Origin of the sequence: Bradyrhizobium sp. CCBAU 45384, from assembly GCF_028128665.1 — a bacterium.
Lineage (GTDB): Bacteria > Pseudomonadota > Alphaproteobacteria > Rhizobiales > Xanthobacteraceae > Bradyrhizobium > Bradyrhizobium manausense.
Genome location: NZ_LBIZ01000119.1, coordinates 230,894 through 242,918 on the forward strand (window position 1 = coordinate 230,894; position 12,025 = coordinate 242,918).

At 63.6% G+C, this 12,025-nt stretch carries 9 protein-coding genes; 6 read left to right on the plus strand and 3 right to left on the minus strand.

Annotated elements, in window-relative coordinates:
• Nucleotides 1-159 precede the first annotated feature (159 nt).
• Nucleotides 160-1,932 (minus strand): aspartate--tRNA ligase, encoded by a 1,773-nt coding sequence (gene aspS, locus XH80_RS37650; RefSeq protein WP_057757812.1) that lies wholly within the window; start codon nt 1,930-1,932, stop codon nt 160-162.
• A 196-nt stretch (nt 1,933-2,128) separates the two neighbouring features.
• On the opposite strand from aspS, the gene XH80_RS37655 reads away from it, so the two are divergent.
• Complete coding sequence (locus XH80_RS37655; RefSeq protein ID WP_271602986.1) at nt 2,129-3,601, plus strand: protein adenylyltransferase SelO; 1,473 nt, start codon at nt 2,129-2,131, stop codon at nt 3,599-3,601.
• Between the two features lie 257 nt (nt 3,602-3,858).
• On the opposite strand, the gene XH80_RS37660 is transcribed toward XH80_RS37655, so the two are convergent.
• Nucleotides 3,859-4,392, minus strand: a complete 534-nt coding sequence (locus XH80_RS37660; protein WP_271602987.1) for an REP-associated tyrosine transposase — start codon at nt 4,390-4,392, stop codon at nt 3,859-3,861.
• Between the two features lie 283 nt (nt 4,393-4,675).
• On the opposite strand from XH80_RS37660, the gene XH80_RS37665 reads away from it, so the two are divergent.
• The 5 genes from XH80_RS37665 to rnd all read left to right on the plus strand — a co-directional run bounded on the left by XH80_RS37665 (nt 4,676) and on the right by rnd (nt 10,254).
• On the plus strand, nt 4,676-5,527 hold the full coding sequence (locus XH80_RS37665; RefSeq protein ID WP_271602988.1) for a phosphodiesterase: 852 nt from the start codon (nt 4,676-4,678) through the stop codon (nt 5,525-5,527).
• A gap of 1 nt (nt 5,528) precedes the next feature.
• A complete protein-coding gene (locus tag XH80_RS37670; protein WP_271602989.1) occupies nt 5,529-6,479 on the plus strand; it encodes a carbohydrate ABC transporter permease in 951 nt (316 codons plus the stop codon).
• Complete coding sequence (locus XH80_RS37675) at nt 6,476-7,345, plus strand: carbohydrate ABC transporter permease (protein ID WP_057757823.1); 870 nt, start codon at nt 6,476-6,478, stop codon at nt 7,343-7,345. Before XH80_RS37670 ends, XH80_RS37675 begins: the two co-directional genes overlap by 4 nt.
• A gap of 11 nt (nt 7,346-7,356) precedes the next feature.
• Nucleotides 7,357-8,691 carry an ABC transporter substrate-binding protein gene (locus XH80_RS37680; RefSeq protein ID WP_271602990.1) on the plus strand — a complete coding sequence of 445 codons (1,335 nt, stop codon included), beginning with the start codon at nt 7,357-7,359 and terminating at the stop codon, nt 8,689-8,691.
• Between the two features lie 414 nt (nt 8,692-9,105).
• Nucleotides 9,106-10,254, plus strand: a complete 1,149-nt coding sequence (gene rnd, locus XH80_RS37685; protein ID WP_271602991.1) for a ribonuclease D — start codon at nt 9,106-9,108, stop codon at nt 10,252-10,254.
• A 202-nt stretch (nt 10,255-10,456) separates the two neighbouring features.
• Here rnd and XH80_RS37690 read toward each other — a convergent pair whose 3' ends face one another.
• Entirely contained in the window at nt 10,457-11,839 is a 1,383-nt protein-coding gene (locus tag XH80_RS37690) for an aspartate aminotransferase family protein (RefSeq protein WP_271602992.1), read from the minus strand.
• Nucleotides 11,840-12,025: the final 186 nt, after the last annotated feature.

Genomic DNA, 12,025 nt, shown 5'->3' on the forward strand with positions numbered 1-12,025 from the left:
GAGAGACACAACTCTCTCCCCGTCATTGCGAGCGGAGCGAAGCAATCCAGACTTCCTCCGCAGAAAGATTCTGGATGGCTTCGCTCCGCTCGCAATGACGGTTTGGAGGCAGCTTTCCTCTGCATCCGCCTTGGCGAACGCGGAGGAAACGCAACAGTCTCACTTCTGCGGCAGGTTCACCCGGATGTGCAGCTCGCGGAGCTGCTTGGCCGTGGCTTCCGACGGCGCGCCCATCAGCAGGTCCATCGCCTGCTGGTTCATCGGGAACAGCGAGATCTCGCGCAAATTCGTGGTGCCACAGAGCAGCATGACGATGCGGTCGACGCCCGCGGCCATGCCGCCGTGCGGCGGCGCGCCGTACTGGAAGGCGCGGTACATGCCGCCGAAACGCTCGACCACTTCCTGCTCGCCGTAACCTGCGATCTCGAACGCCTTCACCATGGCTTCCGGCACGTGGTTGCGGATGCCGCCCGAGGCGATCTCGTAGCCGTTGCAGGTGATGTCGTACTGGAACGCCTTGATGGTCAGCGGATCCTGGCTCTTCAGCGCCTCGAGTCCGCCCTGCGGCATCGAGAACGGGTTGTGCGAGAAGTCGACCTTCTTGTCGTCCTCGTTGTACTCGTACATCGGGAAGTCGACGATCCAGGCGAGCTCGAATCGCTCCTTGTCGGTGAGATTCAATTCCTCGCCGACCTTGTTGCGGGCGAGCCCAGAGAACTTCCAGAACTTATCAGGGTCACCGGCGACGAAGAAGGCCGCATCGCCTTCCTTGGTGCCGAGCTGCGCGCGGATCGCGGCGGTGCGCTCCGGCCCGATGTTGTTCGCAAGGGGACCCGCGCCCTCGCCGCCCTCGCGCCACATGATGTAGCCGAGTCCGGGCTGGCCCTCGCCCTGCGCCCACGAGTTCATGCGGTCGCAGAAGGCGCGGCTGCCGCCGCCGGTCGCGGGAATCGCCCAGACCTGGTTCTTGGGGTCCTCGAGCATGCGCGCGAACACCTTGAAGCCTGACCCTCGGAAATGCTCGGAGACGTCCTGCATCTCGATCGGGTTGCGCAGGTCAGGCTTGTCGCTGCCGTATTTGCGCAACGCCTCGGCGAACGGAATGCGGCGCCAGTTCTTCGTCACCGGCTTGCCCTTGGCGAACTCCTCGAACACGCCCGTGATGACAGGCTCCATCGCCGCGAACACGTCTTCCTGCGTGACAAAGCTCATCTCGACGTCGAGCTGGTAGAACTCGCCCGGCAGACGATCGGCGCGCGGGTCTTCGTCGCGGAAGCAGGGCGCGATCTGGAAGTAGCGGTCGAAGCCCGACATCATCAGCAGCTGCTTGTACTGCTGCGGCGCCTGCGGCAGCGCATAGAACTTGCCCGGATGGATGCGCGAGGGCACCAGGAAGTCGCGCGCGCCTTCCGGCGAAGACGCGGTCAGGATCGGCGTGTTGAACTCGAAGAAGCCCTGCCCCTCCATGCGCCGGCGCATCGACTTGATGATCTCGACGCGCGTCATGATGTTCTGATGCAGCTTCTCGCGGCGCAGATCGAGGAAGCGGTACTTCAGGCGGATATCCTCAGGATATTCCTGGTCACCGAACACAGGCAGCGGCAGGTCGCCGGCCGGGCCCAGCACCTCGATCTCGCTGACATAAACCTCGACCTTGCCGGTCGGCAGATCGTCATTGTCGGTGCCTTCGGGGCGGCGGCGGACCTTGCCGTCCATCTTGACCACGAATTCCGAGCGCAGCTTTTCGGCCAGCGAGAACGCCGGCGAGTCCGGGTCGACCACGCACTGGGTCAGGCCGTAATGGTCGCGCAAATCGATGAACAGCACGCCGCCATGGTCGCGCACGCGATGGACCCAGCCCGAGAGCCGGATGGTCTCGCCGATGTTGCTCTCGCGGAGCGCGCCGCATGTATGTGACCGGTAGCGATGCATGGTCGTCCCAAAATCAATGTCGGAGGATACGAATCGGACCGCCTGAAACGACCGGTCCGAAGTTGCGGCAGGGTTTACCCGACGAGGCCCAAAGCAGCAACCAAAGGAACGGCCTGTTTTGGGCTCCGAAGGACCCTTTTTGGGCCATTTGGGCTCAAGCCTTTGCCATCAGGCGTTCCAGCCCTATCTTGAGCCCATGACGGTCCATTTCCCCTTCCAGAACTCCTATTCGGCGCTGCCGGACAGCTTCTTTGCCCGCGTCGCGCCGACCCCGGTATCCGCGCCCCGGCTGATCAAGCTGAACCGGCCGCTGGCGGTCCAGCTCGGGCTCGATCCTGATGTGCTGGAGACCCCCGAGGGAGCCGAGATCCTGGCCGGGAAAACGGTTCCCGCCGGCGCCGATCCCATCGCCATGGCCTATGCCGGACACCAATTCGGGCATTTCGTGCCACAGCTCGGCGACGGCCGCGCCATCCTGCTCGGCGAAGTCATCGACCGGGACGGCGTCCGCCGCGACATCCAGCTCAAGGGCTCTGGCCCCACCCCGTTCTCCCGCCGCGGCGACGGCCGCGCCGCGCTGGGCCCGGTGCTGCGTGAGTACGTCGTCAGCGAAGCCATGTATGCGCTGGGCATTCCGACCACGCGCTCGCTCGCCGCCGTCGTCACCGGCGAGCACGTCATCCGCGAGACCGCGCTGCCCGGCGCGGTGCTGACCCGCGTCGCCTCCAGCCATATCCGCGTCGGCACCTTCCAGTTCTTCGCCGTCCGCCGCGACACTGATGCGATCCGCCAGCTCGCCGATCACGTCATCGCCAGGCACTATCCTGACCTGCGTCACGCCGAGCGGCCCTATCACGCCCTGCTCGCTGGCGTCGTCGCACGCCAGGCTGAGCTCATTGCACGCTGGCTGCTGGTCGGCTTCATCCACGGCGTGATGAACACCGACAACTCTTCCATCTCCGGGGAGACCATCGATTACGGCCCCTGCGCCTTCATGGACGCCTACAACCCGGCGCAAGTATTCTCGTCGATCGACGAGATGGGCCGCTACGCCTACGCCAATCAGCCGCGCATCGGCCTGTGGAATCTGACGCGCCTCGCCGAATGCCTGCTGCCGCTGTTCTCCGACGACCAGGACAAGGCGGTCGCGGAAGCACAGGACATTCTCGGCGCGTTCTCCGATCAGTTCAGCGCGGCCTATCAGGCCGGCCTGCGCCGGAAGGTCGGCCTGTTCACGGAGCGCGACGGCGACGAGGCGCTGATCCAGGACCTGCTCGACGTCATGGCCAAGAACCAGGCCGACTTCACCCTCACCTTCCGCAAGCTCGGCGATGCTGCAGGCGACGACGGCACCGACGTGCGCGCGCAGTTCATGGAGCCCGCAGCCTTCGACGAATGGGCCGGCCGCTGGCGCGCCCGCATCGCGCTGGAGCCGCAGACCGCGGCGGAGCGGCAAGCCGCGATGCACGCCGTCAACCCGATTTTCATCCCGCGCAACCACCGCGTCGAGGCCGTGATCCAGGCTGCCGTCAACAACGACGACTATGCACCGTTCGAGGAACTGGTGAAGGTGCTGGCCAAGCCCTACGAGGACCAGCCGGAGTATGCCGCGTACGCCGATCCGCCGTTGCCGGATCAGCGGGTGCTGCAGACGTTCTGCGGGACGTAGCGACAATCTCGATGCGTAGGGTGGATTAGCCGAAGGCGTAATCCACCACTTCTCTCACCAAACGGAAAGCAAAGAGGTGGATTACGCTTCGCTGATCCACCCTACAGGTCAGCTGCAGACGTTCGCCGGGACGCAGCCCCAAACGCGGCGCGTAGGGTGGATTAGCCGAAGGCGTAATCCACCTCTTCTCGCAGCCAAACGGAAAGCAAAGAGGTGGATTACGCTTCGCTAATCCACCCTACAAGTTATCGTGACATTCACGCCCGTTCGCCAAACGCGCCTGCGATCTTGACATCTCCGCCCCAATCTTCGGGAAACAATCCCGCGCGGACATCTCGGTGAAACGACGAGTACGGCCAGTCGCTCACTTTCGAGACGTGCCCGTGCTTGACGGGGTTGTAATAGCAATACTCGACATGGCGCGCGTAGTCGGCCTCGTCACGGATCAGATGCTCCCAAAATCGGCGTTGCCAGATACCGCGTTCATTCCGTGTGGCACGGACGGCACTCAATCGTTCGGTCGCCGGGAGCGCTTTCGCAAAGCGGGTCTTGATCAACCGCCAGCGCACCGAGAAATCGGAGTCATCCTGCGGCAGCTTCCAGATGGCGTGCAGATGATCCGGCAGGACAACGAACGCGTCGATGACGAACGGATGGTTCTGGCGCGTTGCGGCGACGGCCTCTCGCAAGATTTCGATCTGGTCGGTCAGCAGAGCCTTTCGCCGGTCAAGCAGGTTCACCGTGAAGAACCAACATCCCCCAGGAATGAATGCACGCCGATAACTGGACATCTTCTACAAGATAGCACAACTTTTGGTTGGCTCACAGTGTTCTACGGGACGTGAGGTAAGCCCCTTCTGCGTAGGGTGGATTAGCCGAAGGCGTAATCCACCACTTCTCGCAGCCAAACGGAAAGCAAAGAGGTGGATTACGCTTCGCTAATCCACCCTACGAGGTCGGCGCCTGTGGACGCGGAAACCACTGTCATCAAACTGAAACACACGCGCACTAACGCCCTGCCAGGGCGGTCCTGCCGGAGGCGCCCATCCTCTAGTAGCCCCGACAAAGCGCGCCATGCCCTTCAAATTCATCCACATCACCGACACCCATCTCGCAAACCCCGGCTTGAAGCTCTATGGCCTCGACCCCCGCGCGAGGCTGGATGCGGCTGTCGCCGACATCAACAAGCACCAGGCCGATGCCGCCTTCGCGGTGGTGACCGGCGACCTCACCCATTGGGGCGAGCCTGAATCCTACGCCAATTTCGCCGAGGCGATGTCGGCGCTGAAGATTCCTTACATTGCGATGGTCGGCAATCACGACAAGCGCGTCGCCTGCCTCGACGGGCTGAAGGCCGCGCCGCGCGACCCCAACGGCTTCGTGCAGGGTGCCCGCACCACCGAGCATGGCCTTTTCGTCTTCCTCGACACGCTGGACGAGACCAGCCATGCCGGCGAGATGTGCGCCAGGCGCTTCGAGTGGCTGGCGAAGACGCTTTCCGCCGCACCCGCCGACCAACAGTTCGTCGTGTTCATGCATCACCCGCCCTTCCCGGTCGGCGTCCATGCGATGGACGAGATCGCGCTGAAGCAGAGCGCCGAGTTTGCCGAGGTGATCGCGCCCTATCGCGCGCGTATCCGCCATCTCTTCTTCGGCCATGTGCACCGGCCGATCTTCGGCAGCTATGGCAAGATCCCGTTCTCGACGCTGCGCGGCACCAACCACCAGGTCTGGTTCGAGCTTGATGCCAACGCCGCCGACCATCTCGCCAGCCACGAGCCGCCGGCCTATGGCGTGGTGCTGATCGACGCCGACAATCTCGTCGTGCACAGCCACGACTTCCTCGACACCAGTCTGCGCTTCCCCTTCGACCCACCTGCGGGCGTGGACGGCCGCGACTATGCGCTCAATTTCCCGGCGCGATGACATGAGCCTCGCAGAACCCGCGGCTCTTCCGGTCGTGGCATCAGTGCCGACGCGGCTGCATATCGTGACGCGGTTCATTGCCCGCCTCAAAGCTTCGCTGCCGGCCTATCTGCTGCTGCTGCCCTCGCTGATCTTCCTTGCGCTGTTCACCTATGGCGCAATGGGCCGCGTGGTCATCGATGCGCTCTATCAGCGCGCCACGCCAAAGGCGCCGCTTCGCTTCGTCGGCCTGGACAATATCGCTGCGGTGCTGGCGGACCCCGCCTTCACCGGCGCTGTCGTCAACAATGTGATCTACGCCGTCGGCACAGCGATCCCCAGCATCGGCCTAGCGCTCTTGTTCGCCCTGGCGCTGGCGCGGACCAATGTGGTGACCAGCGCGCTGCGCGCCGCGCTGTTCCTGCCGGTGCTGATCCCGATGGTCGCGGCATCCGCGCTGTTCCTGTTCATCTTCCTCCCCAATGTCGGCCTGCTCGATTACTACATCGGCCGGCTGCTGCCGGTGCTGCCGAACTGGCTCGGCGACCCCGATATCGCGCTCTACGCGATCATGATCATCACGATCTGGAAGAACGCCGGCTATTACATGCTGTTCTTCCTGGCCGGCCTCCAGGCCGTGCCTGAGGATGTCATGGAAGCGGCACATCTCGATGGTGCAGGTCCCTTCATGCGGCTGCGCTACATCATCCTGCCGGAGCTCAAGCCCACCTTCCTGTTCGTCACCGTCATCGCCACGCTCAATGCGGTGACGCAGGTCGACCATGTCTTTGTCATGACCAAGGGCGGCCCGTCGAACGCGACCAATCTCGTGCTGTTCTACATCTACCAACAAGCCGTCGAGCACTACGACATCGGCATGGCGTCGGCGGCAACGCTGCTGACCCTCGCCGCCCTGATGGCGCTCACTGCTCTGTCGTTCCGCACCATGGCCAACCGCGAGGGCGGGCCATGAAGCTGATCGATCGTCTCTACAAGGACGCCCCGCTCGCCACCCGCAACGAGATCACGCCCAAACTCGGCTTCCTGTTGACGGTCCTGCTCGCGTTCGCCTGGCTGATCCCGTTCCTGTGGATGGGCGTGGCGACGCTGCGCCCGTCCTCCGATGGCATCAATCTGATGGCCGAGCTGATCCCGAGCCTGAAGCCGACGCTCGACAATATCAGGGATGCCTGGGAGATCGGCGACTTCCCGCGCTATTTCCTCAACACCACCATCATCTGCACCGGCATCCTGCTGGTGCAGTTCGTCACGATCACACTGGCAGGTTTTGCGTTCGCGCGGCTCGACTTCGCCGGCAAGACGCTGATCTTCTATCTGTTCCTGATGCAGCTGATGCTGGTGCCGGTGCTGCTGATCGTGCCGAACCTGCGCATCATCGCGCAGTTCGGCCTCTACGACACGCTCGCCGGCGTGATGATGCCGTTCTTCGCCTCCGCCTTCGGCACCTTCCTGATGCGGCAGGCGTTCGAAGCGATCCCGACCGAGCTGGAAGACGCCGCGCTGATCGACGGCGCCAGCCTATTCCAGCGCATCCGCCATATCTATGTGCCGCTGTCGATCCCGAGCTTCTCGGCCTTTGCCATCATCTCGGTGACCAGCCACTGGAACGACTTCCTGTGGCCGCTGATGGTGATCAACTCGCCGGACAAACGGCCGCTCACGGTTGGCCTGTCGGTCTTCACCGCGACCGCGGAAGGCACGCAGGCCTGGGGCACGATTGCCGCCGGCACGCTGATGGTGATCGCACCGCTGCTCATCACCTTCCTGATCTTCCAGAAGCGCTTCATCAGCTCTTTCGTCACCTCAGGCATCAAATAGGAGATTTTCCGATGCTGCTTTCCCGCCGGCTCACGCTCGGCCTCGCAATGGCAGGCACTTTGGCAAGCGCCCTCGCCTTCCCGGCTCTCGCCGGCGAAGGTCCGACCGAGATCGACCTGTTCTTCCCCGTGCCCGTCGACGGCAAGCTCGCCCGCGACATGGGCACGCTGATCAAGGATTTCAACGAGACCCATCCCGACATCAAGGCAACCGCCGTCTACACCGGCTCCTATGACGACACGCTGATCAAGACGCGCGCCTCGATCAAGGCCGGCAAGCCGCCGGCCGCCGTGATCATGTCGGCGAACTTCCTGCTCGACATGCAGATCGAGAACGAGCTCACCAATCTCGATTCCCTGATCGCCGCAGACGGCAGCACCAAAGAGAAATTCTTGGGCCAGTTCTTCCCGGCACTGCAGGGCAATGCCGTGATCAACCGCTCCGTCTATGGCGTGCCCTTCCACAATTCGACACCGCTGCTCTACATCAACGCCGACAAGGCCAAGGAAGCCGGCCTCGATCCGAGCAAGCCGCCGCAAACCTGGGTCGAGCTGACCGACTGGGCCAAGAAGCTGACCAAGCGCGAGGGCGACAAGGTCACGCAATGGGGCATCACGATCCCCTGCGCCTATGATTATTGCGGCTGGATGATGGAAACGCTCACCATGAGCAATGGCGGGCGCTACTACAACGAGGAGTTCGGCGGCGAGGTCTATTACGATACGCCCTCGATGCTGGGTGCATTGAGCTGGTGGAACGACCTCGTGAGCAAGCACAAGGTCCACCCGCCCGGCGCCACGCCTGGTCCGGCCGTCAGCACCTCCTTCATTGCAGGCAACGCCGCGATGATGATGCTGTCGACGGGCTCGCTGACCTATGTGCGCGAGAATGCCAAGTTCAACTACAAGGTCGCCTTCATTCCGCGCAACGTCCGCAACGCCGTGCCGATCGGCGGCGCCTCGCTGATCATTCCGGCTGGCGTGGAAGCCGACAAGCAGAAGGCCGCCTGGACGCTGATCAAGTGGATGACCTCGCCCGAGAAGAGCGCCTGGTGGAGCCGCGCCACCGTCTATTTCGCGCCCAACATGGCCGCCTACAAGACGCCTGACATGGTCGACTTCCTGGGCAAGAACCCGGACGCCAAGACCGCGGTCGAGCAGCTCGACGTCGCCAAGCCCTGGTTCGCGACCTACAAGACCGTACCGGTCCGCAAGAATCTCGAGGACGAGGTCATGCTGGTCCTGAACGGCAAGAAGCAGCCGAAGGAAGCCCTCGCCGCCGCGCAGAAGGCCGCCGACGAGACGCTGAAGCCGTACAACGCGGAGACGTCGCTGAAGCTGCCGTGAGATTCGTTTTCCCGGCAAACGAATAACGGCGCTCCGTCCCTCGGGGCGCCGAATACGTCTGGGGTAAGTCCCCCCGTTAACCCCCCGTCCACCATCCGGCCCAGCCCGCCGCCGGTAACCATTGCAATTAACAGACCCTCAACGCACCCCAGACAAGTCTAGCAATGTTTCCTGAGGGGTTTTGCCGTGGATTTGTTGGTTTTCGAGTTCCTGGGACTGGCTCTGGTCGCCATGTGCGTGCTGGTCGTGGCATTGCCCTGTGCCCGCAAATCCTCGCAGCGGGTCCGCTACGAATAGGAATTTCGTCGGAAAGGAACGATTCTGGCCCCAATGCAAGGCTCGAATTCGCTTAGAGCCCCTTGACATCACAGCGCTTTCGGCAGAACGGCTGATACCAAGTGTCATGGGCCGTTCATGGATTTGATTACCACCACCGCTGACCTTGCGGCTGCCTGCAGCCGGCTGGCCAAGCACCCCGTCATTACTGTCGATACCGAGTTCCTGCGCGAGACCACCTATTACCCGCTGTTGTGCGTGGTGCAGATGGCCAGCCCCGAGGAAGCGATCGTCATCGACACCCTGGCCGAGGGCCTCGACCTCAAGCCGTTCTTCGAGCTGATGGGCAACGAGGCTGTGCTGAAGGTGTTTCACGCCGCGCGCCAGGACATCGAGATCATCTGGCACCAGGCCAATATCATCCCGCACCCGGTGTTCGACACCCAGGTGGCGGCCATGGTGCTCGGCTATGGCGACAGCATCGCCTATGACGCCCTGGTCGAGAAGGTCACCGGCCACCGCCCGGACAAGACCCACCGCTTCACCGACTGGTCGCGCCGGCCGCTGACCAAGGAGCAGATGCACTACGCGGTCTCCGACGTCACGCATTTGCGCGACGTGTTCGCCGCGCTCGACGCCGATCTGAAGAAGCGCCGCCGCAGCGAATGGGTCTCCATCGAGATGGAGATCCTGACCTCGCCCAAGACCTACGACTTCCACCCCGAGCGCGCCTGGGAACGGCTGAAGACGCGGGTCCGCAAGCCGAAGGATCTTGCCGTGCTGATGGAAGTCGCCGCCTGGCGCGAGCAGGAGGCGCAGAGCCGTGACGTGCCGCGCGGCCGCGTGCTGCGCGACGAGGCCATCACCGACATCGCCACCCATGCGCCGAACACGCTGGAGAAGCTCGCGCATCTCCGCTCGGTGCCGAAGGGATTTGAGAAATCCAAATGGGGCGCTGACATCGTCGCCGCCGTCGAGCGCGGGCTGGCGCGGGATTTCTCGACGCTGCCGAAGCTGGAGAAGCCGCGCAACAATTCCAATGGCGCGGCCACCGTCGAGCTGTTGAAGGTGCTGCTGCGCATGACCGCCGAGCGCCATGCGGTGGCGAGCAAGGTGATCGCCACCGTCGACGATCTTGAGGAGATCGCAGCCGATGACAACGCCGACGTACCGGCCCTGCGCGGCTGGCGCCGCGAGCTGTTCGGCGAGGCCGCGCTGAAGCTCAAGCGCGGCGAGCTCGCGCTCGCGATCGAAAAGGGCCGCGTGATCGGGGTTCAGCGGGCGTAGCGTTCTGCCACGCGGACCAAGTGTTAGCTCGTGAGGCGCGAGGCGTGCGGTGCAGAGCACCGTACGCGGAGCCTCGAAGGATGAGCGCCGCGCTGCCACAGCCGGGCCGTGGCCCTTCGAGGGCCGCTGAAGAAGCGCCCACCTCCAGCGACAATGGCTTCGCCATTGCGCGGGGGTGACGGCGATAAGATAAGCTGCGCAGTTACGCCGGCGTCAACTTCGCCACTTCGCCCTTCATGTCATCAAGCACACCAGTAATCGCCGCCACGAGCTCATCGATCTGGGCCTTGGTGGTGATCAGCGGCGGGCAGATGGCGATGGCGTCGAGCATGTTGCGCGCGATCACGCCGCGTTCCTGCAGCATGCGGCTCGCGATGCCGCCGACGGCCCCCGGCGTCGCCGCTGCCGTCTTGCGGCCCTTGTCGAGCACGAGCTCGAGCGCCGCGATCATGCCGACGCCGCGGACCTCGCCAACCAGCGGATGGCTGGTGAGCTCGCGAAGCTTGCCCTGCATGTAACCGCCAAGCTCGGCGGCATGTGCGACCAGACCACGCTCCTCGATGATCTTGAGATTTTCGAGCGCAACCGCCGAGCCGACCGGATGGCCGCCCGCGGTGAAGCCGTGGCCGAGCACGCCGATCTTGTTGCTCTCGTCGGCGATCGGCTCGAACATGCGGTCGTTCATGATGATCGCCGACAGCGGGAAATAACTGGAGGTGATCTGCTTGGAGACCACGATGACATCGGGCTTGATGCCGTAGGTCTCGCAGCCGAACATCCTGCCGGTGCGGCCGAAGCCGCAGATCACCTCGTCGGCGATCAGCAGGATGTCGTATTTCTTCAGGACGGCTTGGATCTTGTCCCAATAGGTCGCCGGCGGCACGATAACGCCGCCTGCGCCCATCACCGGCTCGCCGAAGAAGGCGGCGATCGTGTCAGGACCTTCCTTTTGGATCAGCGCGTCGAGCTCCTCGGCCCGGCGCGTCGCGAACGCCTCCTCGCTTTCGCCGGGCGCGCCGTCCTTGTAGAAATGCGGCGAGCCCGTGTGCAGGATATTTGGCAGCGGCAGGTCGAACGAGCGGTGGTTGTTGGGCAGGCCGGTAAGGCTCGCCGACGCGATGGTGACGCCGTGATAGGCGCGCATCCGGCTGATGATCTTCTTTTTCTGCGGCTGGCCGAGAGAGTTCGAGCGATAGGCGATCAGCTTGAGGACAGTGTCGTTTGCCTCCGAGCCTGAATTGGTGAAGAACACCTTGCTCATCGGCACAGGCGCGAGCGCGACCAGCTTCTCGGCGAGGTCGATCGAGGGCCCGTGCGATTTGGCCGAGAAGGTGTGATAAAATGGCAGCGCCTGCATCTGCTTGTGCGCGGCTTCCACCAGCCGCTTCTCGTTAAAGCCGAGCCCGACGCTCCACAGGCCTGCCATCGCCTCGAAATAGCGCTTGCCCGACGCGTCGAACACGTAGGGCCCCTCGCCGCGCTCGATCACCAGCGGACCCGCCTGCTGATGGGCGCGCGCGTTGGTATACGCGTGGAGCTGGTAGGCCACATCGCGGGCTTCTTGCGAATTGGGCAGCATCGTCATCGCGGGGATTCCCTAACTGGTGCGTCATCGGACATCGTGACGCAGCCTCCATCCGAAGACGAGGCTTGTCCAAACAAAACGTCAATACCTTGGCTATTGCGCTGCGCCGCAACTTGCAACGCCATTTCGTTGACAGCAGGCGCACATGAGCGTTGCAGGAAAGCAGCGCTGGCGTTGCCGCATATG